The organism is Corynebacterium sp. PCR 32 (assembly GCF_037464985.1).
Lineage (GTDB): Bacteria > Actinomycetota > Actinomycetes > Mycobacteriales > Mycobacteriaceae > Corynebacterium > Corynebacterium kroppenstedtii_D.
The window spans coordinates 192,400-218,341 of record NZ_JBAHVL010000001.1 but is presented as its reverse complement, the minus strand read 5'-3'; the positions used below and the strand labels follow the sequence as shown (position 1 = coordinate 218,341).

22 protein-coding genes are annotated in these 25,942 nt (G+C 56.4%); 12 read left to right on the top strand and 10 right to left on the bottom strand.

Annotation, left to right across the window (positions count from 1 at the left end; genetic code table 11):
- Positions 1–321: 321 nt before the first annotated feature.
- The 3 genes from V5S80_RS00890 to V5S80_RS00880 all read right to left on the bottom strand — a co-directional run bounded on the left by V5S80_RS00890 (position 322) and on the right by V5S80_RS00880 (position 3,650).
- On the bottom strand, positions 322–1,476 hold the full coding sequence (locus V5S80_RS00890) for a sugar phosphate nucleotidyltransferase (RefSeq protein ID WP_395168885.1): 1,155 nt from the start codon (positions 1,474–1,476) through the stop codon (positions 322–324).
- Positions 1,477–1,679: 203 nt separating this feature from the next.
- The gene (locus V5S80_RS00885; protein WP_395168884.1) at positions 1,680–2,567 is read right to left on the bottom strand and encodes a glycosyltransferase family 2 protein; all 888 of its coding nucleotides are present in this window, start codon (positions 2,565–2,567) and stop codon (positions 1,680–1,682) included.
- Between the two features lie 84 nt (positions 2,568–2,651).
- Positions 2,652–3,650: an SDR family oxidoreductase gene (locus V5S80_RS00880; protein ID WP_395168883.1), complete on the bottom strand. Its 999-nt coding sequence runs from the start codon at positions 3,648–3,650 to the stop codon at positions 2,652–2,654.
- A gap of 209 nt (positions 3,651–3,859) precedes the next feature.
- On the opposite strand from V5S80_RS00880, the gene V5S80_RS00875 reads away from it, so the two are divergent.
- A complete protein-coding gene (locus V5S80_RS00875) occupies positions 3,860–5,836 on the top strand; it encodes an LCP family protein (protein ID WP_395168882.1) in 1,977 nt (658 codons plus the stop codon).
- Between the two features lie 24 nt (positions 5,837–5,860).
- Entirely contained in the window at positions 5,861–6,739 is an 879-nt protein-coding gene (locus V5S80_RS00870) for a TIGR03089 family protein (RefSeq protein ID WP_395168881.1), read from the top strand.
- Positions 6,740–6,813: 74 nt separating this feature from the next.
- Here the strand turns inward: V5S80_RS00870 and V5S80_RS00865 are convergent, their stop codons facing one another.
- From V5S80_RS00865 to V5S80_RS00840, 6 genes are all read right to left on the bottom strand, one after another.
- On the bottom strand, positions 6,814–7,374 hold the full coding sequence (locus V5S80_RS00865) for a DoxX family protein (protein WP_395168880.1): 561 nt from the start codon (positions 7,372–7,374) through the stop codon (positions 6,814–6,816).
- A 155-nt stretch (positions 7,375–7,529) separates the two neighbouring features.
- Entirely contained in the window at positions 7,530–8,582 is a 1,053-nt protein-coding gene (locus V5S80_RS00860; RefSeq protein WP_395168879.1) for a YdcF family protein, read from the bottom strand.
- A 7-nt stretch (positions 8,583–8,589) separates the two neighbouring features.
- The gene (gene purE / locus V5S80_RS00855) at positions 8,590–9,174 is read right to left on the bottom strand and encodes a 5-(carboxyamino)imidazole ribonucleotide mutase (RefSeq protein ID WP_395168878.1); all 585 of its coding nucleotides are present in this window, start codon (positions 9,172–9,174) and stop codon (positions 8,590–8,592) included.
- A gap of 54 nt (positions 9,175–9,228) precedes the next feature.
- The gene (locus tag V5S80_RS00850) at positions 9,229–10,503 is read right to left on the bottom strand and encodes a 5-(carboxyamino)imidazole ribonucleotide synthase (RefSeq protein ID WP_395169392.1); all 1,275 of its coding nucleotides are present in this window, start codon (positions 10,501–10,503) and stop codon (positions 9,229–9,231) included.
- 124 nt (positions 10,504–10,627) lie between these two features.
- On the bottom strand, positions 10,628–11,308 hold the full coding sequence (locus V5S80_RS00845) for a hypothetical protein (RefSeq protein WP_395168877.1): 681 nt from the start codon (positions 11,306–11,308) through the stop codon (positions 10,628–10,630).
- Between the two features lie 111 nt (positions 11,309–11,419).
- Positions 11,420–12,298: a biotin--[acetyl-CoA-carboxylase] ligase gene (locus V5S80_RS00840; protein ID WP_395168876.1), complete on the bottom strand. Its 879-nt coding sequence runs from the start codon at positions 12,296–12,298 to the stop codon at positions 11,420–11,422.
- A 65-nt stretch (positions 12,299–12,363) separates the two neighbouring features.
- Here V5S80_RS00840 and V5S80_RS00835 point away from each other — a divergent pair, with 65 nt between their 5' ends.
- From V5S80_RS00835 to V5S80_RS00805, 7 genes are all read left to right on the top strand, one after another.
- Positions 12,364–13,989, top strand: a complete 1,626-nt coding sequence (locus tag V5S80_RS00835) for an acyl-CoA carboxylase subunit beta (protein ID WP_395168875.1) — start codon at positions 12,364–12,366, stop codon at positions 13,987–13,989.
- A 52-nt stretch (positions 13,990–14,041) separates the two neighbouring features.
- Positions 14,042–14,272 carry an acyl-CoA carboxylase subunit epsilon gene (locus V5S80_RS00830; RefSeq protein WP_395168874.1) on the top strand — a complete coding sequence of 77 codons (231 nt, stop codon included), beginning with the start codon at positions 14,042–14,044 and terminating at the stop codon, positions 14,270–14,272.
- Between the two features lie 56 nt (positions 14,273–14,328).
- Positions 14,329–15,012 carry a nucleoside triphosphate pyrophosphatase gene (locus V5S80_RS00825; RefSeq protein ID WP_395168873.1) on the top strand — a complete coding sequence of 228 codons (684 nt, stop codon included), beginning with the start codon at positions 14,329–14,331 and terminating at the stop codon, positions 15,010–15,012.
- A 127-nt stretch (positions 15,013–15,139) separates the two neighbouring features.
- Positions 15,140–16,969, top strand: a complete 1,830-nt coding sequence (locus V5S80_RS00820) for an ABC transporter ATP-binding protein (RefSeq protein WP_395168872.1) — start codon at positions 15,140–15,142, stop codon at positions 16,967–16,969.
- Positions 16,966–18,750 carry an ABC transporter ATP-binding protein gene (locus V5S80_RS00815; RefSeq protein WP_395168871.1) on the top strand — a complete coding sequence of 595 codons (1,785 nt, stop codon included), beginning with the start codon at positions 16,966–16,968 and terminating at the stop codon, positions 18,748–18,750. The genes V5S80_RS00820 and V5S80_RS00815 overlap by 4 nt, the downstream gene beginning before the upstream one ends.
- Positions 18,747–19,454 carry a TetR/AcrR family transcriptional regulator gene (locus tag V5S80_RS00810; protein WP_395168870.1) on the top strand — a complete coding sequence of 236 codons (708 nt, stop codon included), beginning with the start codon at positions 18,747–18,749 and terminating at the stop codon, positions 19,452–19,454. The genes V5S80_RS00815 and V5S80_RS00810 overlap by 4 nt, the downstream gene beginning before the upstream one ends.
- A gap of 9 nt (positions 19,455–19,463) precedes the next feature.
- Positions 19,464–19,913 (top strand): DUF3151 domain-containing protein, encoded by a 450-nt coding sequence (locus V5S80_RS00805; protein WP_395168869.1) that lies wholly within the window; start codon positions 19,464–19,466, stop codon positions 19,911–19,913.
- A 97-nt stretch (positions 19,914–20,010) separates the two neighbouring features.
- On the opposite strand, the gene V5S80_RS00800 is transcribed toward V5S80_RS00805, so the two are convergent.
- Positions 20,011–21,075, bottom strand: coding sequence for a Cj0069 family protein (locus V5S80_RS00800; protein ID WP_395168868.1), 1,065 nt, complete (start codon positions 21,073–21,075; stop codon positions 20,011–20,013).
- 337 nt (positions 21,076–21,412) lie between these two features.
- On the opposite strand from V5S80_RS00800, the gene V5S80_RS00795 reads away from it, so the two are divergent.
- From V5S80_RS00795 to V5S80_RS00785, 3 genes are all read left to right on the top strand, one after another.
- Positions 21,413–22,282, top strand: coding sequence for a sulfurtransferase (locus V5S80_RS00795; RefSeq protein ID WP_395168867.1), 870 nt, complete (start codon positions 21,413–21,415; stop codon positions 22,280–22,282).
- Between the two features lie 280 nt (positions 22,283–22,562).
- On the top strand, positions 22,563–24,398 hold the full coding sequence (locus tag V5S80_RS00790; RefSeq protein ID WP_395168866.1) for an acetyl/propionyl/methylcrotonyl-CoA carboxylase subunit alpha: 1,836 nt from the start codon (positions 22,563–22,565) through the stop codon (positions 24,396–24,398).
- 36 nt (positions 24,399–24,434) lie between these two features.
- Positions 24,435–25,892, top strand: a complete 1,458-nt coding sequence (locus V5S80_RS00785; protein WP_395168865.1) for a nucleobase:cation symporter-2 family protein — start codon at positions 24,435–24,437, stop codon at positions 25,890–25,892.
- Positions 25,893–25,942 lie beyond the last annotated feature (50 nt).

Below are 25,942 nucleotides of genomic sequence, written 5' to 3'. Positions count from 1 at the left end.
CTCCAAAAAGGACAAACCAAGCACATTTCCGTGTCGGGGGGAAAGTCTTTCTTGTCAACGATTACACACGTGTAATTCAGCTACGTCAAGCTCTTCACCTGCGCGAATACGCAACATCAGCACCTCTAGCATCATGAGTAACACTAGTTACATCGAAATACTACCTAGATTCGTATAGACGTACGACATGCCGACACGAAACACACTTTAAACACAACATGTTGTGTGATCACAGGTTTTGACCAATTGACATAAGGATTAATACACAATTCCTTATCAATTTTTCACACCACTCCCACACAACCCCAACGACTCTCCCCCCTACACATCCGTAGAAAACCGAATGCCACCATCCGGAACATTCACCCCCGGCCACACACGAGCACCATCAACTAACTCACACCGGGCACCAATAACCGCCCCCTCACCAATGACCGCGTCCCGCAGCACAGCACGGGCACCAATACGGGCACCAGCAGCAACAATGCACCGCTCCAACGTGGCGCCAGCCTCAACTTCAACACCATCAAAAAGAACAGTCGTATCCAAGCGCGAACCCCCGGCAACTTCACAGCCGCGCCCCACATACGTGCCACCGAGCAACAGCACACCACCACCAATATGCGCCGACGAATCAACCAGCGCTTCGCCAGTCTTCCCCTCAACAATCGGAGAATGCGCAATACCACGCACCAAGTCAGAACTACCACGAACAAAATCAGCCGGCGTCCCCATATCACGCCAATAAGCCTGATCAACGTGCCCGAACACATTTAAGCCTTCATCAAGAAGCTTCGGAAAAACCTCACGCTCAACAGACACCACACGTTTTTCCGGAATGCGCTCAATAATCTCACGCTTAAAGACGTAACACCCAGCATTGATCTGATCTGTCGGCGGATCCATCGTCTTCTCCAGAAACGCCGTCACCCGACCATCCTGATTAGTCGGAACACATCCAAACGCACGCGGATCCGGAACCCGAACCAAATGCATCGTAAGATCAGCATCCTTAGTCGCATGAGTCCCCAGAACAGCACGAAGATCAGTCCCCCCCAGAACGTCTCCATTAAAAACCAGCACATTATCGTGACGAAGCGACGGCAACACGTTACGAATACCACCACCGGTACCCAACGCTTCATCCTCAACAACATACTCAATCTCAAGGCCAAGATCGGCCCCATCGCCAAAATGCTCCTGGAACACTTCAGCCTTAAAAGACGTCCCCAAAACAACGTGAGTCATCCCAGCCGCTTTAATACGACCCAACAAATGCTGAAGAAAAGGCACCCCGGCCGTCGGCAACATCGGCTTGGGCACAGAATTGGTCAGCGGACGCAAACGAGTGCCTTTACCACCAACAAGAATCACAGCATCCGTGCTCTCCGCCAGATGTGCACCAACTTCTAACTGTTGCTGTTGATCTGCAGAATCCTGCGCCCATCCATGAGCACCGCCGAAATCAACGACCATTATGTTTATGCCTTTCTACACGTGCGTGACACAAAAACCGCGTAAACAGCCTTTGTGACCGATGTCAATGGACGCGCGAAAAGTGCCCGACGCGCGTGCGTACAATGATTCGCGAATAAATTACCATTGTCCACAGAAAAAACCGTTCTCCCGCGCCTAGGACCCCACCCCTGATCGGCACGGAGACGCAACACGCGCCAACGCTATCCCCTCTTCCCTTTCGCAAGAAAAACAGAAATAACCGTTCGCACCTTCAACCCACTCCACAGAGCCACCCGTAGTGGCAGCCACCGCCACCCAGGATGCCGATCTGCCTGGAAACGATATGCACTCTCATGATGAGCCGGAAGCATAGTGGACTTATGCTTATTCGCCGCATGACCTTGCGCATGGGTCACCGTCGCCTCAGGCGTGAAAATATTCTGCCACCCCGCACGCGCCATACGATCCCCCAGATCAACATCCTCCATATACATGAAGTACCGCTCATCGAAGCCACCAATCGCTTCAAACGCGGCCCAACGCACTAACAAACACGACCCAGAGACCCAGCCCGCTTCCCGTTCACGATTCAGATCCGCACCCCGCCGGTATTTCTTTGACCAGGGATTATCCTTCCACACCGGCCCCAGCAAAGCATGCCCAATACCACTAATAACCTCCGGCACCTCCCGCGCAGAGGGATACACACCACCATCGGGTTCCAGAATCTTCGGCCCCACCACACCAGCGCGAGGATGTCGACGCGCAGCCTCAATCATCCGATCAATCGAACCCGGTGACAACACCACATCTGGATTCGAAATCAGAAAAAACTCATCGTTAACAGCATTCACCTCGCCACGACGGCGTGCCAAAACGCGGACCGCGGTATTCACCGCCGTACCATAACCAACATTGCCACCCGTAGGTAACAGCTCCACACCTGGTTTCACCGCCGCCTCAGGCGCACCATCGGTTGAGCCATTATCCGCCATGACAACAACAGATTCCCCCGTCACAGCGTCGGGAATGGAGTCAAGAAAATGACGAAGATGTTCACCCGGTGAATACGTCACAGTCACAATGGCTAGCGGACGTCGATCACTCACGACCCCATGATGTTCTGGTGACACTGCCTGTTTGTCGCTCACAAAACCCACACTGTAGTCGATAAGGGCCACCCTTCCCCCGCTTCACACACCCACGCCACCAACTGCCCGATCAACACCATCCTGCCAAGCAGGAAGTGGGGTGAGCCCCAACGCGAGCCACGATGAATTATCGAGCACCGACCAGGAGGGGCGCTCCGCAGGCGTCGGATACTCCTGCGACGGCACCGGCACCACACGGCCAGGATCCCCCCCGGACGCCGTAAACACCCGGCATGCCACATCCCACCACGTACACGCCCCCTCTCCAACACAGTGCACCACACCACCCGGCGCGAGCATCTCCGGAAAACACACCGCAGCCGACGCGACGCCAGAGAGCTCCCACAGACCCCTCGCTAAGTCAAAAACGTTGGTAGGGCTACCCCACTGATCGTTAACGACGCGTGCCGCCGGGCCATCATTCCCGCGTGATTGACGTTCTAGGCGCATCATCGTCGAGACGAAATCGCGGTGCTCAGGCAACGCAGCACCAGAATAAACCCAGGATGTCCGAACGATGGCGCAGGGAACGTCGATGTTCTCAAAAGCGTCCTGGACGGCATAGTCCCCCGCAAGTTTGGTACTGCCATACACCGATCGAGGATGAGCAGGAGCGTCAATGGGAAGGGGTGTTTGGCTGGCCTGCGCTGACTGTTGATAGACAGTGCAGTATGGGGCCTCATGGTGGACAGAGACACCGTCAGTATTGTCACCGTAGACGTAGTCCGTCGATACATGAATAAGGGGAACGCGTGCCTTCGCGGCTGCTGTCGCAAGATTCGCAGCGCCTTCCGCGTTGACTGCCCGCGCAATAGTTCGTTGATCCGCAGCTTCCGCACGGTCGACAGCCGTATAGGCCGCGGCGTTGATGATGAGGTCAGGTTGTTCTGTCTCGATCATGGCACGGACAGAGACAGGATCAGTAATGTCAAGGGACGAGCGCCCTAACCGGGCAATGCGGTCGCGGTGCGCGACCGTCGGGGAGGTCAGACCTAATGCCGTTCCTAGTTGACCATATCCACCGGCAATGACGATGTTCACCTTCGTATTTCTCCTTCTTCCCCGTGCCCGTGCACTGGTGTGCCACACCATCCGTGCTTTCACCGTGAAAAAGTGTCACGTCCTTCGACATGCCAAACTTTTCTCGCGTCTCGCACAAGCTACAGCGTAGGCTGTATATTCTCGAAAAGCTTGACGGTCATGCCGCCTTACCGTGTAGGCATTGCTATCGACCAAAGGAAACTTCTTATATGGGTAGGAACGACGATTCTCGAGGCCAGGACTCGACGGAATACCGCCGACGTGGCCACGACGCGCCGGGGCGCTCCCCACATGAGCGCAATTATGGCTCGTCCAGGCAGGGTTCGTATCGCAACGGCAGAGGCGGAGACGGCAGCCCCTACGATGAGCATAACGGTGATAGTCACCGCGGCTATCATGGTGCGCCCCGCTATTCATCCTCACATCGTGGCTCCGACACATATTCAGCCTTCGATAGTTCCGAGCGGATCCCCCGTGAACGTGACAGTCATCACCATAGACCTACCGACGCCTATCAGTATCGAAACAACACGGCTGAGTCATCCCGCACTACCCGACGCGCCAGCAGACGCCGCGCACAGGCTCGTGTCATCCAGGCACCACCGGGTGTGCGACCCAGCCATCACCAGGTCGGTTCTCGCGCGGTGAAGGCGCTTGTGCTTATTGTCGCGATGGTGTGTTTCGCTTTGCCTGCGGTGGGATACAAAGCGATTGGTGGTTTGGGTAATCAGATGGCCTCCGCAGGCAACCTTAAGCTAGGAGGAAAAGGAAAATCCAAGGATGGCGCGACTGACATCTTGCTCGTCGGTGCTGACTCTCGCACTGACGCGAAAGGAAACCCGTTAACAGCGGACGAGGCTAAGATGCTGCGCGCCGGTGATGACGTCGCAACCCTCAATACCGACACCATCATCCTGATTCGTGTGCCCAATGATGGTTCATCAGCGACGGCAATTTCTATCCCGCGCGATTCATACATCCATTCCAAGGACCTGGGGAATACGAAGATCAACGCGGTGTTCGGTTCCACGAAGTATGAAAAGGAAAAAGACCTCAAGAAGGAGGGGAAAGGGAAAGAGGACATCGAAAAAGAATCGACGGAAGCTGGCCGGTCAGCGCTCATTGAGGCTGTGGCTAATCTGACTGGGGTGACAGTGGATCACTACGCTGAGGTTGGACTTTTAGGGTTCGTTCTCCTCACCAACGCAGTGGGCGGAGTTGGCGTCTGCCTCAATGACGACGTCGACGATGACTTCTCAGGTGCTCACTTTAAGAAAGGCAAACAGACCCTAGAGGGGGCGGATGCTCTATCCTTCGTGCGTCAACGACATGGCCTCCCCCGCGGTGACCTTGACCGCATTGCCCGCCAGCAAGCGTTTATGGCGTCACTCGCTCACAAGGTGTTGTCCACAGGGACACTGACCAGTACATCGAAGATTTCGAAATTGTCTGACGCTGTGGAACGTTCCGTTGTTCTGGACAATGGCTGGGATGTCATGAGCTTCGCGACACAGATGCAGAACATGGCTGGAGGCCATGTGTCTTTCCAAACTATTCCCACCACGAGCCTGGATGGCACCGGCGACAATGGCGAATCCGTCGTGACAGTGGATCCCGATGCTGTGAAAGTCTTCGTTGCGAAACTGATTGGGGCCAAGACCCCCGCGACGGACACCAAGGACAGCAAAGATTCGCACGACACCGCTGACAAAGAGAAGCCTGTCGAGAAGGACTTCACAGCGTCGAAGTACACCGTGACAGTCACCAATGGTTCCACCACCACCGGGATGGCTGCTCGAGTCTCGAAGATCGCCACCCACGAGGGCTATACAGCAGGTAGCACGGGCAATGACACCGATGGAACCTCACAATCGAGTGTTGTGAAGGCTGCTGATCCCGATTCTCACGCCGCGCAGTATCTTGCTCAGAAGTTGCATCTCACTGTCGAGAAGGATTCGTCTCTCTCCGATGACGACATCCACGTCTACGTGGGCAAAGATTATGACGGTCCGGGTGACACCGAGGATTCTCTCCAGACATACCTGGATGGGGGCAGCTCCAGCCACAGTGGCAGTGCTTCTCCCGGCAAAGGTAAGTCTGCCCCAGGTACTCATAGTGACACTGATACACCACCTGATAATTCTCCGAAATTCGATGCTGGCGATAGCCCCAAGTGTGTCAACTAGTGGGCAATCAGAAGGAGAGAATCAATGAACCTGCTGACCGCTGCGCTCAAGCATGACCCCGGTACTCCCCGCCTGACGGTCTATGTTGATCATGCTGACCCACACAAGAGCCGACGCATGGATCTCAGTGCTATAACCCTGGATAACTGGGCATCTAAACTGGGAAACTATTTCCTAGATGAAGCGATGCTCGAACCTGGCGACACACTGATGCTTGCTATGCCTGTCCGTTGGCAAACTGCTGTTGTCATTCTGGGAGCGCTCCGCGCTGGTATTACTCTCATCGATGCTGACGCGGCGTCCGATCATGATGGTGTCGTGGATGGGGTCATCACTTTTGTGGAGTCCCTGCAGAATGTGTCGCCGGCGGAGCACCCCGCCGACCTCGAAGACCCATTTTCACGCTATACCGTGCCGGCGATGTCCGGTGGTGATGTTCCCATCTACGTGTGTGTTGATGATCCATTCGGTCGATCAATCGAGGACTGCGATATTGATCTAGATAGTCTCGGAGTTGACGGGGTCGTGGATCTTGTCGGCGAGGCTCGTCTATGCCCGGATGCGTTCATGGGGGATGATACTGCCGCTGCACAGTTAGACCGAGTGATCCTTCGGGACCACGACGGAGACGTCACTGTGGGGGAGGTACGTGATGCGGGCCGGCGGTGGTTTGACTCCGTTATCCGTGATTATGCAGCTGATGATGCAGGCAGCGCAGATGGTTATACGCCGAACCGTGTGTTTCTTGATGATTGGTCATCCGTGCGTGATTTCGTGATCGTGGCTGATGGTGCGTGGATGAATGGGGGTTCGCTTGTTATTTACTCTGATGAAGCCGGTGTAGGGAGGGGCGTGGAACTTTCTCGCTCGGAAAAAGCACTCATCGGTGGCTATCCTGGGTGAGAGGTAGCGGTCTGAGGCGACGCTGGCATAGGACAGGCGGGTGCCTGCCGACACCCGCCTTTGTATGATGGTGGTTAGAAGTGGCGTTTCTTAAAGAGCGCCAGTTTTCCTCCTGCACGGCCCACTTTCATCAGGCCGCTGCTCTTCGCGGACTCGATCTTTGCTTGGCGTTGTGCCCGTGCGGCTTTCTTTTCCGCCTTGCGTGCACGGCGGGATTCGCGCTTAGAGACTTCTTTGAACTTGGTCCGGGGGGATGCGACGATGTTCAGCAAACCGCCAATGACAGCGGTGTTCAGTGCGAAGCTGAATGTTTGGCTGTTCTTTTTCTGGGGATCGTCTTCTTCCCAGAAACGATGTCCGGCATAGGTGGTTGGTATGAGGGAACCGACGAGTCCCAGTGCTGCTAGGCGCGGGAAGATTCCTAGCCCCAGGGCGGTCCCCAGGCCCATCATTGTTACACCGTTTGCTTGAACGAGAAGGTTGGACGACACGGGGAGTTCTTTTATTCCAACTTTGTCGGCAGCCTGCTCGACAGCGGTTGATAGCTGTTCAGAGTTGTCGAGAGCGTTCTTTCCGCCGACGATAAAGAGGGGGGCGATGGCGGCGCGGCCCATGAAACGCAGAAGCTTGGACATCAGAGTTCACCTCATAAGTCGAATTGGTTTAGTTTTTGATACTAGTGAAGCTCAATTGCCGATTGTAGGCGCATGTGAATCACTAAGCACCCTTTTTACACAAATAGTTTGCACAGCTATCAACCTGATCGTGAGGCCCGTACACTGCACCATTCTCACTGCGTGCCACCACGAACCACAGCTTTCACATAATGCGCCCCCAGCGCCACGTATTCCCTCAGCAAGGTGTGGTGACGAACACTAGGCGGATTGACCGCACCCACAACACCCACCTCACATTCACAAAAAAATCCCTCGCGACGGAGGTGCTTCACCACCATATCAATGCGCAAACAGTGAAAATCTGTACTCACCACAATGAGTGACCGCGGCCGCCTCCCCAATCGCTGGGACATCAACAGGTAGGCATACCGAAGGTTTTCCTCAGTAGTTGTCGACGTGTCTTCCATGACGATTGAGTGCCATGGAACCCCTTGTCCAGCTGCGTATTCGGCCATCGCTTCAGCCTCAGACCGCGACTCATCACTACCCTGCCCCCCACACAAAACAAGAGCTACCCTGCCAGCATCATCGCCATCGTCGACGGCAGCACGAGCTTCACCTCGACCCTCACAACCCGAAATATCACAAAGACTACTATCTACCGCCGCCTGCCACATATCGATTCCCTTATCAACGCGGTAGGCAAGCACACGCGAGACACGACCATCAATCAACCCCGCCCCACAGACAATGATCCCCTCCGGGCGGAGGCCAGCCCGCTCGGCACAGTTACCGGTACACACGGACGTATCACGAGACGACGTAGAGCCACGGGAGACCGTGTGACAGCGGTGAACAGCGCGAACGAAGCATCCAAACCCAGCACCCACACCAGCGAGAACGAAGAAATATACCGCTGAGCCAAGCCTCCAGACACAAGGACTATCCCCGAAGCCAAGGGCAATCCATGCCGCTGGGATCACTGTGGACATCCACCATCCAGTCGCTGTCACTGCGGCCAGGTGAAGAGGTCCACGCCCGTCAGGAGTGCGGAGCGCCGGGCCCATCGTCCGTGCCGTCCACATCCCCACCCCAGCTGTCGCAGCAAGCCCGACAGGTACACACCGCATTGTCGCAGCGTCGATATGAACCGATGCTGACCACGCGACTACACCAGCAGCAGTGAGTGTTGCAGCAGCGGCGGGGGAACGAACAGTTTTCTTCACCAGCCGGTCACCCTGCGTCAGACAAGAGGGTATGGCGAAGAGCGCGATCTTTCTTCAGGACGTGTGTTTCCATATCGTCCTGATATTTCAGCATTTTCGTAACAAGAGACGGATCCCCAGCGGAGAGGATTCGAACAGCCAGAAGACCAGCATTCTGTGCTCCACCCACACCGACCGTAGCGACAGGAACCCCAGCCGGCATTTGAACGATGGACAGGAGCGAATCAATCCCCTCTAGATTGTCCAACGGACGCGGCACACCAATGACAGGTAGCGGCGTGGCGGCCGCGACCATACCCGGTAGATGAGCTGCCCCACCAGCCCCGGCAATGATGCATGAGAGACCACGCGCGTGTGCCCCTCGGGCGTAATCCAGCATGCGCTGCGGCGTACGATGAGCAGAGACCACGCCTACTTCAAAGGGAACACCAAATTCTTGCAAGACATCGGCTGCTGGTTTCATCGTGGGCCAATCCGAATCGGACCCCATAATAAGCCCTACTCGTGGACCGTGAGGCGCCGGCGCACCATCGTTGGCGCCCGCCTGCACGCGAGATGATACATGGTCAGATTGACGGTTGTTCTTATTCATCGTGGTTGTCCTCTCATATGTCCGCAGCCCTCACCATGTATGCCGGGGCGGACGTTATTCCTGGTTAGCTTCTGGCCAACAACCATGCGCGAGAAAATGGGACGCAGCATGGGCTTTTTTCCGAACGTCATCGGCGCACTCTACGTGGCCCGCCCGGTCAGCCTCATAGGGTGTCGACACGTTGACATGCCCAATCTTCCGCCCCGGCCGGTAGTCTTTCCCGTAGAAGTGTATTTTCGCCTCAGGGTACCGTGTCCACACCTCAACCATGCGCTGCGACCACGTGGTGTCAGGGTTGGTGTGACCTCCGAGAACATTTGCCATCACGGTACAGCTCGAGGTCATCGCCGTACTCCCCAATGGCATATCTGCAACCGCACGCAAATGTTGCTCAAATTGGCTGGTCACACAGCCGTCTTGTGTCCAGTGACCGGTGTTGTGTGGCCGCATAGCTAATTCATTGACGATCAACGCTGGATCACCGTCGGTGTCTATCGTTTCGAAGAGTTCGACAGCCATGACACCCGTCACGCCAAGCTCAGTGGCGATGCGTGTAGCGATGCGCTGGGCCTCACTGTTGAGGGCAGGATCAAGGTCCGGTGCAGGAGCGATGGTGAGCCAACAGATTCCGTCGTGTTGAACGGATTCCGCAATGGGCCATAATGCGGTCTCGCCAGACGGTCTGCGGGCAATCATCGCAGAAAGTTCCCTGATGAGGTGCACTTTCTTCTCAGCCATTGCTGGTGTGCCGTTGTCGAGCAGGGTGGCGACGAGGTCCACGCATTCGCCTTCTGAATCTGGGAACCACACACCGTGGCCATCATATCCACCCCGGCATGCTTTAATGCAGACCTCTCCTCCCATGATACGCCAACATTCGCGCGCATCGTCAGGGGAGGTCATAGCCATAAATGGTGGTACGGGGAGACCCATCTCGCGGAGTTTTTTCCGTTGGGCCAATTTGTCCTGTGCATAGACCAGCGCGTCGGGGCCGGGTTCCACGTTGACACCGTCAGATTGCAAGGCTCGCAAGTGTTCGGGTGGAACATGTTCGTGATCGAATGTGACCGCCGTTGCACCCGCCGCGACGCGGTAAAGGTCGGTAATTTCGGTGTAATCACCGATGACCACGTCGGGGATAATTTGTGCTGCTGACCCCGCTGTATCAGCAGCGAGTACTCGTAGAGATTGCCCCAATTCCGCGGCGGCGGGTTGCATCATACGCGCTAGTTGCCCATCTCCGACGATGGCAATAAGTGGCTGCCCAGCGACGTGAGAATCTGGCGCAACCCGGCCACCCGGTACTGCGTCGACGCTATGCACCGTCACAGGATATGCCGTCTCGTGGCTGGTGGTCACAGAATTCGGCGCTGGATTAGGGGGGGTAGGAATATTGTCTGCGGTGGTGGTGTCATCCGATCTCGCGCTCACCCAGTTAAGTATAGGGATCCGGTCACCACTGGTGCCGCAGGCATCGGTCAATGACCCGTTTTGTTCTGCGAGCCTTTGCTACATTGTTTACCACCAGCGGGGGCATTCGGTAGACGTCGAAAATCAGGGTTGCCCGGCGCCGATGGACCCCCGTGATGTGATTCACGGGAATATCGACAATATCGTTTGTGGCGAACCGAGCAACGACGCGGTAGTTGGTAATAACTAAGCGGCGCCTCCACCACCTCATCATTGGTCGAGCAAAAAACCAGGCGACAGCAAGGACCCAGGCCCCCATAATGATCTGTCGAATACCTCGAAATCCCCCTCCAGCGAAAGGCCCCGCAGCACCATCGATCATGCCAATGATTGCCCATATAATCCCGCTAATAAGGATTGTTTCAAGCACGGGGAAAATCAATGTGCTGCGCTTGGAGTGAACGTCAACAAGAAGTTTTTCGTCGTGAGCGATCCGTTCCTCGGGGAAACCACCGGTGAACGGTGGCAATGAGGTCGTGGGTTTCCCGATGTCAGGATGTCGACTGTCGGCGGTGCCCGCGACGCTGTCGTAGGGGCGGCCATGGGACATAGAGACGGGCCCCTTGTGGGGCAGGCAACGTCCGAGGGTGATCATCGACACCTCGTGGCTACCGCGGGCACCGAAAGAACCCACTTGTCGACGCGTATACCTATGAATAATCACGGCAGGTCCCTCCTCCCGGGGCATAATGGCGCCTGAGGCGCGTCTCCACATATGCATCAATTGTCACATGAATCACTGGCCCACCATCATAACGGGTCGGAACAACAGATCTCACGCATAGCGAAGGTGAGTAATATCCCCGGCAGCAATAGTATGAATCTGCCCGTACGCATCACGGATCAAGAGTTCACCACCATCGCTGATATCAATCGCCGTGCCGACGAGCGTTTCACCGCTCGGTAGCTCTACACTGACAACCTCGTTCAGGGTGGCAGACATGCGCGCGTAGTCATCAATAAATGATGAAACACGGCCACCGGAGTCGTGCCAATGGTGCAGCCATCTCATCAGTGCGCCCAGGACCGCGATGGTGACATCGGTTCGGTCAGCTCGCTTGCCTTCCAATGCAAACGAGGTCGCATTAGCGATGGGCAGTTCTTCTTTCGTCAGGTCGACGTTCAGCCCGCACCCAACTACCACCGTCGGATTGTCAGAGATACTGACCGCTTCGGCGAGGATCCCACACAGTTTATCTCCACGCACCACGATATCGTTCGGCCATTTCACCCGAGCATCAATGCCATACGACCTCACCGTCTCAGCAATTGCCACACCCACCACAAGGGGAAGCGCACCAAGTTGAGTGGGCGACACCTCGGGTCGAAGAAGCACACTCACCGCAACCTGGCTGTAGCGCGGCGTCGTCCAGGGCCTCCCCAACCTACCCCGACCAGAGAGCTGTTCCTCCGCAATGAGGACAGACCCATGGGGCAATGCATTCGCCGCAGTATAGAGATCAGCATTCGTCGATCCCGTCGAGTCCACAACGTCAACGTGAGCCCACCCCTGCGCACGCAGCGCCATCGACAAACGATCACCATCGAGCGGCCCCCTCCCCGTCGCGCCACCACCCTCCACGACTGGGGGTAGATCAACGCGTACTTTCTCGCTGTCAGAGCTTTCCTTGCTGGGGCGATCACCATGACTCATACTTCTTATTGTTCACCATGTGGTTAAACCTGTCGTTGACCGCATCGCGACCTACACTAAAGCACATGAACGCTGCCACACGGTCCGCGACAACCACGCCTCACCTCCGTACTACCGCCGATAAGCTGGCCGACCTGCGATCCCGCCTCGCTGAATCACGCATGCCGATGGGACACTCACCCATTGACACTATTCACACCCGTGGTGCACTATCCGCCCGGGAACGCATCAATTACCTTCTCGACGACGGCTCATTTGTCGAAATCGATGCACTCGCTCGCCATCGGTCCACTCATTTCGGCCTGGATGCGAAGCGTCCCACAACTGACGGCGTCGTCACCGGTTATGGAACCATTGATGGCCGTACTGTGTGTGTTTTTTCACAAGATGTCACCATTTTCGGTGGCTCTCTTGGTGAAGTGTACGGCGAAAAAATCGTCAAGATCATGGACCTTGCCCTCAAGACGGGTGTTCCCCTCATATGCCTCAATGAGGGCGCGGGCGCGCGAATCCAAGAAGGCGTGGTATCCCTGGATCTCTACTCGAAAATCTTCTTCCGTAACACGCGCGCTTCTGGTGTCATCCCACAGATTTCCGTCATTATGGGTGCCTGCGCAGGTGGACACGTCTACTCACCCGCGCTCACGGATTTCATCATCATGGTAGACACCACCTCCAAGATGTTCATCACCGGCCCCGACGTCATCAAAACCGTGACAGGTGAGGACATTACCCAGGAAAAATTGGGCGGCGCATCAACCCACATGACATCCTCGGGTACGTCGCACTACACCGCGGACAACGACGAAGACGCACTGGAGTTCGTGCAGGAACTCATCAGCTACCTCCCACAAAATAATCGGGCAGAAACGCCACGGATTCCCACGACCCCAGTCGACGGATCAATCGAGGAGACCGTCACCGACGCTGACCACACACTCGATACGATCATCCCCGACTCGCCCCACCAGCCCTATGACATGAAAGACGTCATCACATGCATCTCCGACGAGGGCGACTTCCTGGAAATCCAACAAGGATACGCTGACAATGTCATTATCGGTTTCGGACGCATTGAGGGCCGCGCTGTGGGATTCGTTGCCAATCAACCCATGCAGTGTGCTGGATGCTTGGATATCAAAGCCTCCGAAAAGGCCGCACGCTTCATTCGGACCTGTGATGCCTTCAACATTCCCATTATCGAACTTGTCGACGTCCCCGGATTCCTTCCCGGGGCGAGCCAAGAGTTCAACGGCATTATCCGCCGTGGAGCAAAACTACTCTACGCCTACGCGGAAGCCACCGTCCCGAAGATCACAGTGATCACACGTAAAGCCTATGGTGGCGCATACTGCGTCATGGGATCCAAAAACTTGGGAGCTGATCTGACGCTTGCCTGGCCCACTGCGCAGATCGCCGTCATGGGCGCAGCTGGCGCCGTGGGGTTCGTTTACCGAAAAGAACTCAAGGCCGCTGAACAAGAAGGCGCTGATGTCAGCACCCTCCGCGCGGAATACGAACAGGAATACGAAGACACCCTGGTTAACCCATACTTGGCAGCAGAACGTGGCCTTGTCGACGCCGTCATCCCGCCCAGGGAAACCCGTGGCCACATTATCCGCGGCCTGCGCTTGCTTGACCGTAAAGTTGACACCATTCCGGCGAAGAAGCATGGAAATATCCCGCTATGACCATCAATCAAACACATCGCGTCGGCGACATGACAATGAGGGTGAGGGTTCAATGACGACCGCACACACACCGGTGGCTGCTCTGACCATCCTCAAGGGCAACCCGAGCGATTCTGACATAGCAGCTCTCACTGCTGTCCTCACCACTATGTCCGTCACAGCAGCTCACTCCCATGAACGCGTCACACGGAACGATTGGGGGCGTCTCGACGAGAAGCTCAGCGCGACAGGACAAGCTCACCTGGGGGTGTTTCCCCACCTCCGATTCGTCTCTGTTGTCTAAGCCGCTGCGACGATCGTCTCCTTGCACGCGTCGGTTCGCCCCTTTTTAATGGGTTCATGATGATCCTGGCATCTTCCTCTCCGTCACGGCTCTCGATCCTTCGGTCTGCGGGCATCGAGCCCACAATTGAACCACCCACCGTCGACGAGAATGCTATTCTCCGTCGAGTCCAGGATCAATCACCAGAACAGCAAGTCTGCGTTCTTGCGCACGCCAAAGCATCTGCCATCGCGGCACGCCACCTCACTGCGGTTCATCCGCCATACGAGTTCGCTACGCCCGGTCAATCCAGCACGAGCGATGACACCACGACCCGTCCCCGTGTCGTCATTGGTGCCGACTCCATGCTCTATCTCGATGGTGAACTCCAAGGCAAGCCGCACACTATCGACGAAACCATCCGCCGATGGACCATCCAACGTGGTAAAACAGCACGTTTGATCACTGGCCATTGCATTATCAACCTCGCCTCCACTGCTACCAATGAGGACACTGTCCTGGAAGCAACAACGACCACCGTACACTTCGCTAACGTCTCTGACGCAGATATTCGCGCCTACGCGAACTCCGGCGAGCCGCTCTACTGTGCTGGGGCATTCACTCTGGAAGCCATGGGCGGATGGTTCATTGACCGCATCGAGGGGGATCCATCATCGGTCATTGGTCTCTCACTCCCTCTTGTCCGTCGAGCACTCTATCGCTTCGGATATCACGTCGCTGACTTTTGGAACTGCACGTAACACGCATCAAGATGTTACCCTGGGACAACTCTCTCCATGGCGCGTTGGGAAGGCTATCCTAGTTTTGTCTTCGGTATCGTCATCACCGAGCCGAACCCATGAGGACAAGCACATCAAGGAGAGAACGATGGCCTCAGTTCACGTCGACACCTCCCCATCAGTGTCGACGACACACAAGAAAGCAGACACGACAACCGCTCATTACTCGGATAAAAGACGAATGAGCCAAGCTGCACTCAAAGAGCTGATTACGCCAGTACAAAAGCAATTGCTGCTCTGCAGAGTCATCACTGTTGCCTCATGCATCATTGCTGTCGCCCCGTACGTCACACTGACACATATTGGCAACCTCCTCCTCAACGAGGGTAGCCACCGGGACATCACACGAAGCGTCATGATCCTCGCGTATGCCTTCATAGCACAGGCATGTCTGTATACCCTCGCACTGACCATCTCCCACTTCGCCGACTTGCGGTTACGCAACAGAATTCAGCACGACATGGTAACAACGCTGGCGCACGCTCCCCTGTCATGGTTCAGCGAAACATCAACTGGCAAGGTACGTAAAGCCATCACCGATGATGTAAAGCAAGTGCATACGCTCGTCGCGCACGCACCCGTGGAGCAAACGGCTGCGATGGCTGGGCCACTCATCCTCCTTATCTACGCCTTTGTCGTTGACTGGCGGCTCGGGCTTCTCTCCATCTCCACCTTCCCAATCTATGGTGTCCTGCAAGCGGCCATGATGCGGGGTATGGGCAACAAAACCGCAGAAATGGACGAGAAACTTGGTGACATGTCCTCGGCCGCCATCGAACTGTCTGAGGGCATTAGCGTCGTCAAAAACTTTGAGCGCGCCGGCACCACCCATGCCCGTTTCACACAAGCATGCAAAGACTTTGCCACGTTCTACTGGGCATGGTGTGGGCCGCTCATCCGAGCGTCCGCACTCTCGTTGTCGTTCATCTCCATGTCCACCTTGATGACGATCACCATCGGCTGCGGGCTACTCATGGCACATGCCGGATGGGTCACTGTTCCTGAGGTACTTACCTGTTCACTCATCGGACTAGTCCTTCCCCGAGCGGTCGAGGTCCTCGGTAGTACCGCCTGGTCCTACCAGCAGGGCGGCAACGCCGCGCTGCGACTGAAGGACGTGTTGGATACGGAACAAATACACTATCCCGAGGAGACAACCGCCTCTACCGCTTCCCAGAGAGCACATGGCACCAAGGACATTGTGTTCTCCAACGTCTCCTTCGCCTATACCACATCCGACGGCACAGTCGATGCCCTACGTGGCATCAACCTGCGCCTCCGACCGAACTCCGTGACCGCCCTTGTCGGCCCCTCAGGGTCCGGAAAAACCACTCTCGCCACCATGCTTGCGCGCTTTTGTGATCCCGATTCCGGCACGATCACCATTGGCGGCATACCACTCACGAACCTTACCGAACGAGAACTATATTCCACGGTGTCCTTCGTCCTCCAAAACCCGTACTTACAAGATCTCCCTATCCGCGACGTCATCGCATTATCCCGCCCCGACGCCACCACCGAAGAGATCCGCAACGCCGCGCGTCAAGCCAATATTCTCGACGATATCGACGCGCTGCCCCACGGATTCGATACCGTCCTCGGCGTCGACACCACATTGTCCGGCGGCCAACAACAGCGCCTTGCTATTGCCCGAGCGCTACTGGTCGACGCCCCCATCCTCGTTCTTGACGAAGCCACCACCGCCACCGACCCCGACTGTGAAGCAGAAATCCAGCGAGCGCTCGCCACGCTCGCACAGGGACGTACTGTCCTCGCCATCGGCCATCATGCTGAATCTGTCGCTGGAGCCGACCACATCTGCATCATGGAGCGCGGCCGCATCGTGGCCCAAGGAACGGCTGATGAGCTCGCTGACCAGCCGTTCTGGAAACACCTCACCGAAGGAGTCCACCAATGACTTCCGGACAGCAGTCCACCCTCGCGTGGGCACGAAACCTACTACTAATCAAAGATTTCCAACAGATCCTGACTGTCGAAGGCTACACACGATTTCGTCGCAGCCTGCTCTCCTCAGTTGGCCTGGGCCTCATCGAAGGTGTTGGCATTTTCGCCGTCATTCCCACCATCACCTCGTTCACCACCGGTCGCCCATCAATGGGCCTGACCTGGCCGTTGTGGATCCTCATCCTCGCGTGTTTCGCTGTTGCCGGGGCCGCCATCACCTACGCCCAGCAAACAACCGGGTATATGGCCGCCATGGATCTCCTCCGCCACTGCACGGTTAACGTCGGCAATAAAGTAACCAGGCTCCCCCTTGGCTGGTTCGACCACACCGTCTCCTCACGGCTGTCCATCCTCCTCACCCAATCACTCATGCAGATTGGCGACAGCGCAGCGCATTTTCTCGGTCCCCTTGTTCGTGGATTGACCACGATGACAGTGATGACAATTCTGGCCTGGTTCTGGACATGGCAGCTCGGAGTTCTCTTCCTTATGTCGATCCCGATCATGCTGATCTTCACGACGGCAACGCGTGCACTCAAACGTGCCGGCGAACACATGACAATACCCACGGAAATCGACTTCGCCAGCCGTATCGTCGAATTCGCACGTACCCAGCCTGTTCTTCGAGCATCAGGACGTGCACAGTCGTACGAGCCTCTCAACCGGGCCCGCGCCATAAACTACCGCAGTCACCTCAACGATCTGTGGGTCAGTCTAGCCGGGAACGTCATCGCGGGTATCGGCGCCCAAGGCATCACCGTAGCACTCATTGTCGTCGCAGCTACCCTCGGCACGAACACGACGTTGAGCCCCATCGCCACGGTTGCCTTCATTGGTGTTTCCCTCCGGTTCTCCAAGGTACTCGAGGGGATCATCGGTAACACGCTCGCCATTGAGGTTGCTCGGCAGCCTATCGTTCAGGTCAGGGAACTCTTATCTGCGCCCGAGTTGCCCGCCCCCCATAACCATGCCGATCTTTCGCAGCCTGGGACGGTAGCACTGCACTCGGCTACATTCGGATATCAACCCGGTAACCCCGTCATCCACGATGTATCCTTCACCGCACCAGCTCGTAGCCTGACCGCGATCGTCGGCCCCTCAGGGAGCGGAAAAACAACACTTTTCCGGCTTATTGCACGATTCTGGGACGTCGATTCCGGCGCTATCACCGTCGGTGGTGTCAATGTACAAGACCAACCCACCGCCCAGCTGATGAAACAGATCGCCATGGTGTTCCAAGATGTGTATCTGTACAACACCACCCTGTACGACAACATCAGGGTTGGGCATGATGACGCCACCGAGGACGACGTCTACCGCGCCGCCTCTCTTGCGGGCGTCCAAGAAATTGCCGAGCGACTCCCGGGCGGCTGGCACGCCACAGTTGGTGAAGGTGGGAACCGTCTCTCGGGCGGCGAGCGCCAACGCGTGTCTATTGCGCGGGCACTACTGAAACAAGCACCCATCGTCCTCTTTGATGAGGCGACATCGGCACTAGATCCAGATAACGAAGCACACATTGAGCGAGCTATCGATGACCTTCGAACCCGCTCGACTGTGCTGATTATTGCTCACAAACTGGACACAATTCGCAATGCGGACCACATCATCGTGCTGGATGACAGTGGTACCGTTGTACAGGTTGGTACCCATAATGAGCTCATCACCGCAGGTGGGTTGTATAAACACCTATGGAGTGCTCGCCAAGCAGCACAAGGATGGTCACTGTTTTGACTCCCGGCCCCGGGCGCAAACCCGCCTTCGACAGAGAACAAGCAATCCAGGCTGCACTCAGCGAAGGCGTTGGCAGCTTCAGCCTTCGAGGCGTCGCTGACCGCCTAGGAATCAAACCTCCCGCCCTCTATCGAATGTTTTCGTCCCGCGACGAGCTCCAAGCTGCGGCGATGGAAAAGTTGGCTACCGATATTGAAGCTCCAACGATGGTGGCATCGTGGCAAGAAGCATTGCGGCTTGTCGCATCCCGATCGTGGGAGCTGTTTTGTCGGCATCCCGAAGCGCCCACGGTCATTATGACCAAGCCCGATGCCATGACTGGTGCTGTACCTCGCTTTGAGGAACTAGTTCATCGGCTCGTCGAGCTCAATATTCCTGGTGGGTTACCCACTGCCTCCTTTGCCGTGGATTTTATTGGCGACACCACCGTGTGCACGTTTCTCCAAATGCAGTACCTCACGACCACCGATGAGACCGGAGAAACCCCCCTTGACCGGTACACCAAGTCCACTGAGGAGAGCGAGGACGTCTTCGGGGTGAAAAACATGCCGGATACCGGTTTCCTCGATGCTAAGGTCGAGTTCATCATCACCAGTATTGAACATGGAATTGGGCCTCACGGTACCCCCACGACCAACCGGTGCCCGGACGCCACCCGCAAGGCGGAGGAACACCCCGCCACACGTGGCTGCCTGGGCCGTTAAGCTGAGGGTATGAGTGAACATCGCGATTTATTAGCACCTCCGCCCGTCGAGCTTCCTAATGATCCTGCCCAAGCCTTGATTGACGACGGAAACGACCTGAGCAGTGTCGTCATCGCTGTCCCGACGAGTTCTCTGGCGTGGGCCGAGCTTGCGGATGCTGCTCTGGCCGCTGCCGATGATGTCGATGGGCTCAGCCCGGCAGTCACTGCGTACGCATTCGCACGAACGGGGTACCACCGTGGTCTTGATTCTCTCCGCGCGAACGGGTGGAAGGGTTGGGGGCGGGTGCCGTGGTCTCATGAACCGAATCGTGGTGTCCTTCGTGCCATTGCAGCGCTGGCACTGGCTGCGAAGGCAATCGGTGAAGACGGCGAATACGAGCGGTGTCGAGCGCTCCTTGCTGACTCCGATCCATCATGTGTTGCTACCCTCATCGACGGGCGTACCACAGCCAACTAATCGATGCGGGTGTGGTCGAGGGCCGGTCACGGGCATATACCGGTTGGCACTGATGGTTGCACAGTGCGCTGACCATGGAGGGCCCGGGTATTGAGTGTTAGGTTCGTGCGTCCTCCACACGCCGGATTGCTTCGGCGGCGATGGCGTCTTGGATACCCATGTCCAGTTCAGAAGTAAATCCGACACATGAGCAGTTAATTTCACTAAGAACATAGGTGTCCTCGCCATTGCCGCAATCGTCAGGGATGAAGTCAGCGGTCCACAGCAACGGAGTAGCCTCGTCACCCCCTAGCTTCTGAGCAATGATCGGCCGAGCAGCAATGAACCTATCGATAAGGTCGGGCCATTTTTCCGGCCTGTCATAGGTGTAGTGGGCGCCAGAAAATAACGTAGCTGAGAAATTCTCTCCACCCGCAGCCGGCTTCTTGTGAACAACGCACATCGGCCTTTCTCCTACCACCAGGATGCGAATCTCTCCCTCAATAATGCGGGGCATAAAACGCATATCAATCAGCATGCCGCTATCACCGGCGATGTACTGGTGGCACACGTCCATAAAATCGCCGAGTTGTGTGTGCTCAGTGTGGTTGTCGATGGCTTCTGTGCAAACCACCATCGTATCGAGCGGGACAGCAGTTCCTGGACCCGTGGATGCTGCCACGTTGTCATCATCGATGCGGACCCGCCAAATGCCTGCGCCCGCGGAACCACGGTTCTGTTTCACGACGCGTTCACCGTAGGACAGCGATATCGGGAACGTCTCGCGGAAGTTGTGAATATCGTAGTAGGCGGCGGTATCAGAGGGTACAAGAGGCGTGTCGCTGAGTGTCACCAGCGCATCCTTTGCCCCGTATTCGAGCATTGTCTTCGGAGTGGACATACCAACGAGGCCAGCGTTGCTCAAGCGAGTAAGGAGATCAAAATAGCCTTGCTCCCCACCTGGGATCATGCCTGGATTGACCCGGGATATATAACCATCGGACGAGGTTGACACTGTGTCAAAGATGTCGTCAATCGTGGTGTGATCATAGTAGATCACCTGGGCGTTCCATTCGTCATGAGCGTTAATAGCGTGAACAATGGGCATGGTATCAGGGCGGTGTCCATCCGGCCCCTTGTCATGTCCGCCCTGAACTTCGAACACAACGATGTTTTTTTGCATCGCCTACACTCCTCGGTATCACCGTCGGTTTGTCGATTCACTGTCGTCTGTGGCTCCAGACAACAAGGCCAGGCGGGTGACCATGATGTCTCACGCCCGGATTGTCAGTGCAGACGACAGTCCACTGTCAGAGCCTGATAGTCCCCGCCATTCATGAGGTGACCAGACGCCACACTGGTGGCCATGCACTGTTCACGCCGGGTATTCCGCTGTGAAAAATGTCAACGAGAATATTACCCTCGGCCAGGTCATGCCGTACCGCCATGACATGCAGGTCTGAGACGTTATGTCCGTAGTTTGCCTCCCACGTCGTGGTGGTCTTATAGGATTGGACACCATGGCTGCGCCCCTTGACCCTCACCCGCTCCTTCAGGATTACGCACACCCCGACAAGGTTGTCACGTCACAATGGTTGGGGGCGAAACTCGGTTCCCCAGACGTTCGCGTGGTGGAGTCGGATGAGGACAGTTTACTCTACGATCTTGGTCATATTCCGACGGCTATGCGTATCGATTGGCGCCGCGACCTCTCTGATCCGCTCACACGAGACGTCATCGACGCTGAAGGTTTTGCGAGGTTGATGCGATCCAAAGGCATCCGGCGCGATGATACCGTCATCATTTATGGCGATCATTCCAACTGGTGGGCGGCGTTCACTTTTTGGGTTTTTACGCTCTACGGACATCCCGATGTTCGGCTACTCAATGGTGGCCGTGATGCCTGGATTCGCGCGGAGCGTGAAACGTCGTTTGTTGTTCCAGAGAATCCGGAGTCTGACTACCCTGTTCCAGACCTGGCGCTAAGTGAACGTATCTCTGTGCAGGATGTGTGTCGGGATTATGAATCTTCACAGCTCATCGACGTACGCACACCCGAGGAGTATCGCGGTGAGTCGATGGATTCTGGCCCGTCTCCCTCTGCGAAGGGGACGTTGCGGACCGGTCATATTCCCGGCGCGGTGAACATTCCGTGGGATTCGGCTGTGTACCCGAATAGTGATTTCCGCAGTGCCGATGAGCTGCGGGAGATTTTCGGTGCGTTGGATTCGTCGGATCCGACAGTGACATATTGCTTGACGGGCGAGCGGAGTGCGCATACGTGGTTTGTGTTGCGCTATCTGTTGGGCTGGGAGGATGTGAAAAATTATTATGGATCGTGGGCTGAGTGGGGAAATATGGTGGGGATGCCTATTTCTCGAGCCGAGTAAACCGTCCGGTGTCGGAGTTGCTGTTGACGGTGGTATCGATCACACGCCGTCGTCGTAGCAGCTGTGCAACAATGAAGGCTGTCCCTTAGTTTTGTGCATTCGTCACCATGTGTACCTGGACGTGGTGACGGGAGTCCTCCCTTCCTCGTGACCGTGTTGTGAACGCCTGTGCTCCCCTATGTTGACTGGTGTTTACCATGGTGAACCGGCACAGTGTCGTCGGAGCGACTGCATTCTCATGCACACACCCGATTGTTGCGCAATGAATACAGGAGGTTTCGTGTCCACCGATGACAGTGCTATCGCGATCAGGAAAATTTCGAAAGTTCTCGTCGCGAACCGTGGTGAGATTGCGGTCCGCGTGATCCGCGCTGCGAAGGATGCTGGCATTGCGAGCGTTGCGGTTTATGCAGAGCCAGATGCTGAGGCCCCCTTTGTTCACCTTGCCGACGAGGCGTTTGCTCTTGGTGGCCAGACTCCAGCTGATTCCTATCTGAATAGTGAGAAGCTTCTCACGGCGGCAGCCAAGTCTGGTGCGAATGCTGTTCACCCTGGCTACGGCTTTTTATCGGAGAATGCTGATTTCGCGACGGCTGTTGAGGATGCGGGGTTGATCTGGATTGGCCCGTCACCCAGGTCGATTCGGATGCTGGGGGACAAAGTGACGGCTCGCAGCCTGGCTCGTGCCGCCCACGCTCCTATGGCTCCGGGAACGAAGGAGCCGGTCACGGGGGCCGACGAAGTGATCGAGTTCGCTGCAATGCATGGGTTTCCTGTTGCTATCAAGGCCGCGTGTGGCGGTGGTGGACGTGGGCTGAAAGTGGCCCATTCCGTCGATGAGATTCGTGGTCTCTATGATTCTGCGGTTCGTGAGGCTAAGGCTGCGTTCGGTCAGTCCGAGTGTTTTGTGGAGCGTTATCTGGAGAGAGCTCGCCACGTGGAGTGTCAGGTGGTAGCCGATATGCACGGCAACGTGGTGGTGGTGTCAACCCGCGATTGTTCGGTGCAGCGTCGCTTTCAGAAGTTGGTGGAGGAAGCCCCCGCCCCGTTCGTCACGGAGGAGCAGAATAGACGTTTGTGTCAGTCGGCGAAGGATATTTGCCGGCAAGCGGGGTATTACGGCGCTGGTACCGTTGAATATTTGGTGGATGATGCCGGCGTGATGTCGTTTCTTGAGGTGAATACCAGGTTGCAGGTTGAGCACCCTGTGTCAGAGGAGGTCACGGGGTGGGATGTGGTGCGCGAGCAGTTCCGTATTGCCGAGGGCAAGGAGCTGTCTCATAAGGAGGATCCCGTGCCGCACGGCCACTGCATTGAGTTCCGTATTAATGGTGAAGATCCAGGGAATAATTTCGTGCCGTCACCGGGTATGGTCACGAAGTATGTGATGCCGTCGGGCCCGGGTGTTCGTGTTGACTCCGGTATTCGCGAGGGCAATAGTGTAAGTGGCCATTTTGATTCATTACTGTCGAAGCTCATTGTGTGGGGTGACAATCGTTCACAGGCTCTTGCTCGCGCTGCCCGCGCATTGGATGAGTACGAGGTTGAGGGGATACCGACGGTCATTCCTTTTTTTCGTGACATTGTGAAGGATCCTGCGTTTGTAGGTGACGGTAGGTCATTCGAGATATATACGAAGTGGGTTGAGCAGGAATGGATGCCACGGTCCACGGTGCGCCCGTGGGCGGATAGTTCCCCTGGGGCCGAGGCCTCTATTCCTTTGCAGAGAGTCGTTGTGGAAATCGATGGGCGGCGTGTTGAAGTGGCTATGCCGGGTGACTTTGTCGTCGGTGATCGCACTGGCAGTCGGGGTGCTGGTCTTTGTGCTCGCAGGCCGAAACGGCGGAAGCGTCGTAGTGGTGGTAATGCGGTGATCTCAGGTGATGCTGTGATCTCTCCGATGCAGGGGACGATTGTGGCGGTAAATGTTGTCGAGGGCCAGGATGTTGAGGAGGGTCAGACGATTCTCATTCTGGAAGCGATGAAGATGGAGAACCCGGTGAAGGCGGCGAAGTCAGGGACGGTGACTGGGTTGAGGGTGGAGGCAGGTGTAGGGGTCTCGAAGGGTGAGGTGCTCATGGAGCTCAGGTCGTCGGGTGCTCACCGAGGTGATTGATACTGCGCCAGTTGTGCTTGACTACACTGGCAATTCGTGACCTCCCCCACTACCACCACGTCATCGTCAGACCAGGCCATCGCTGTGGACGCGTGGCCAGGCACAGTGAGAGCGCTTATTTTGGGTTTCCAGCATGTGCTGGCGGCGTATGCAGGCGCTGTGGCTGTGCCTCTTTTTGTTGGTTATGCGCTCGTCGATGCTGGCCGTATGACATCGTCGGATATACCTCATCTCATTGCAGCTGATCTGCTTGTCGCTGGTATTGCCACGATTGTGCAGTCTGTTGGCCTGTGGCGATTTGGTGTCCGTTTACCGCTGATTCAGGGTTGTACGTTCTCTGCTGCGATCCCGATGGTGAGTATCGGCTCGCATTATGGCGTGCCGGCGATTTACGGGTCGGTGATTGCGTCGGGCCTGTTCATGATTATTTTTGCGCCACTGTTTTCTAGTTTGCTGCGTCTTTTCCCACCTCTGGTGACAGGCACTGTGCTGCTGATTATTGGTGCAACGCTGATGCCGGTGGCTGCGGATTGGGTTGGCGGTGGTGCTGAGGTGAAAGGCACCCATGATTATGGGACGGGGAAGAATCTTCTAATTGCCACGTTCGTGTTGATGCTCATCCTGCTCATTGAACGGTGGGGTCCAGCCTGGCTGGCTCGCATTTCGGTACTGGTAGGGATGTTGTCGGGATTAGTGCTGTGTATCCCGCTGGGAATGGTGGATTGGCACACCATGGCATCATCGCACTGGATCGGCGCCACCCAGCCATTTTATTTTGGTGCCCCGCATTTCATTCCGTCTGCAGTAATTGCGATGTGTATTGTCTCCTTGGTCACCATGGTGGAAGCCACTGGTGACATTGTTGCTATTGGTGAAATCACCGAATCCCCTATCGACGACAAACGTATCGCCGATGGTCTCCGCGCCGATGGTGCAGCAACTGTCGTTGGTGGAGTGTTTAATACGTTCCAGTACACCGCGTTTGCTCAGAACATTGGCGTACTCTCTATTACGGGTGTGAGGTCGCGGTGGGTGACGTCCATCGCGGGTGGGATGCTGATCGTACTAGGCCTGATTCCAAAGACGGCATCACTGGTCGCCGCCATCCCGGCGCCGGTGTTGGGGGGCGCAGGTTTGGCATTGTTTGGGATGGTTGCCGCCTCGGGGGTACGGACATTGTCGTCCGTTCGTTTCAACTCTTCGAACATCATGGTGGTGGCGATTCCTCTGGCGTTGGCACTGTTACCTGCGACGTCACCGACACTGTTTTCTCAGTTGCCGACGTGGGCGCAGACGTTCCTAGGGTCGGGGATTTGTGTGGGCTCGGTTGCGGCAATTGTGCTGAACCTGATGTTTAACACGGGAACTCGCGCGCCCGCCTCACACAAGGATGGAACAATGGCGCACGACACTCCTCGTGGCTCCTCCTATGGTCTTGCTGATGATGACCACGACGGGTTCGGGGACACCCCGGGGGGCTCACACATCACGTAGTCATGTCACCCACCACGGTTTCACCCCCAGAACCGTCGGCGGTGATTGTC

What these genes read in the sequence shown, in the direction of transcription:
- V5S80_RS00890 (WP_395168885.1), bottom strand. Translation starts at nt 1,476, where the DNA reads ATGGTCGTTGATTTCGGCGGTGCTCATGGATGGGCGCAGGATTCTGCA.
- V5S80_RS00875 (WP_395168882.1), top strand. Translation starts at nt 3,860, where the DNA reads ATGGGTAGGAACGACGATTCTCGAGGCCAGGACTCGACGGAATACCGC.
- V5S80_RS00870 (WP_395168881.1), top strand. Translation starts at nt 5,861, where the DNA reads ATGAACCTGCTGACCGCTGCGCTCAAGCATGACCCCGGTACTCCCCGC.
- V5S80_RS00865 (WP_395168880.1), bottom strand. Translation starts at nt 7,374, where the DNA reads ATGTCCAAGCTTCTGCGTTTCATGGGCCGCGCCGCCATCGCCCCCCTC.
- purE (WP_395168878.1), bottom strand. Translation starts at nt 9,174, where the DNA reads ATGAATAAGAACAACCGTCAATCTGACCATGTATCATCTCGCGTGCAG.
- V5S80_RS00840 (WP_395168876.1), bottom strand. Translation starts at nt 12,298, where the DNA reads ATGAGTCATGGTGATCGCCCCAGCAAGGAAAGCTCTGACAGCGAGAAA.
- V5S80_RS00835 (WP_395168875.1), top strand. Translation starts at nt 12,364, where the DNA reads ATGAACGCTGCCACACGGTCCGCGACAACCACGCCTCACCTCCGTACT.
- V5S80_RS00830 (WP_395168874.1), top strand. Translation starts at nt 14,042, where the DNA reads ATGACGACCGCACACACACCGGTGGCTGCTCTGACCATCCTCAAGGGC.
- V5S80_RS00825 (WP_395168873.1), top strand. Translation starts at nt 14,329, where the DNA reads ATGATGATCCTGGCATCTTCCTCTCCGTCACGGCTCTCGATCCTTCGG.
- V5S80_RS00820 (WP_395168872.1), top strand. Translation starts at nt 15,140, where the DNA reads ATGGCCTCAGTTCACGTCGACACCTCCCCATCAGTGTCGACGACACAC.
- V5S80_RS00815 (WP_395168871.1), top strand. Translation starts at nt 16,966, where the DNA reads ATGACTTCCGGACAGCAGTCCACCCTCGCGTGGGCACGAAACCTACTA.
- V5S80_RS00805 (WP_395168869.1), top strand. Translation starts at nt 19,464, where the DNA reads ATGAGTGAACATCGCGATTTATTAGCACCTCCGCCCGTCGAGCTTCCT.
- V5S80_RS00800 (WP_395168868.1), bottom strand. Translation starts at nt 21,075, where the DNA reads ATGCAAAAAAACATCGTTGTGTTCGAAGTTCAGGGCGGACATGACAAG.
- V5S80_RS00795 (WP_395168867.1), top strand. Translation starts at nt 21,413, where the DNA reads ATGGCTGCGCCCCTTGACCCTCACCCGCTCCTTCAGGATTACGCACAC.